Genomic DNA, 793 nt, shown 5'->3' with positions numbered 1-793 from the left:
CATATCGGATTGTGCCTTACAAAGGCACGTTCTGAGCAAAGCACTCAACGCTTTTGGCTTAAACCCTGTTATCAGTTGTGAGCCCGATATGCTTGCACAGCAACAAAGTGAAAAACTCGATCAGATCCAATGCTGGATTTTAGCTTTGCAAGAAGATACTTTTGAGTCGGTAGCGTTAGATGACATCATTGACCAAGCAGACAATATTCCTGTGCTCTTTGGTTTGGATAAAGCCCCAGGAAAACACGATGAGCAATATATTTCGTGGGAACGACGACTAGTCAGTAAACTAGAAGAGCATCTTGGTTGCATTGATATTCTAGAATCAGAAGACTCTATACTCGCTCTAGACTCCCAGGCCACCAATCACGTCGCAATAGATAAAGCTCAGTCTAAGCCCGTTTTCAGCCAGCCTTCAGACATCGAAAAGGCACCCAGACTGTCTCATCCGCCATCTAAAGACGTTTGGGTTCTAGCAGCCTCACTCGGTGGTCCTGCAGCGGTGAAAGAGTTCCTGGATGAAATTCCATCTACGATCAGAGCCGGCTTTCTTTATGCTCAGCATGTCGATGCCCACTTCTCGGGCGTACTAACACGCGTCTTAGGCCGTCATTCAATGCTCGACCTAAAGCCTATAACCGACTGCTGTTTAGTTAAAGATGGCGAAGTTCTCGTCGTTCCTGTCGACAATGAAGTCTGCTTTTCATCTAATGGTGTCTCAATTAGAGACAATGAATGGGAAGGACCCTATGGTCCATCAATTGACCATTTATTAAGAAATCTGTTTGCGCAT

At 45.4% G+C, this 793-nt stretch carries 1 protein-coding gene; it reads left to right on the top strand.

Features of this window, described 5'->3' with window-relative positions:
• Positions 1-88 precede the first annotated feature (88 nt).
• Positions 89-793, top strand: a 705-nt coding sequence (locus tag A3757_RS01060) for a chemotaxis protein CheB (RefSeq protein ID WP_304439157.1), incomplete at its 3' end; no start/stop codon positions are given.

It is taken from the genome of Oleiphilus sp. HI0117, from assembly GCF_001635235.1.
The sequence above is the reverse complement of the archived record's forward strand: the minus strand, read 5'-3'. Positions and strand labels throughout refer to the sequence as shown.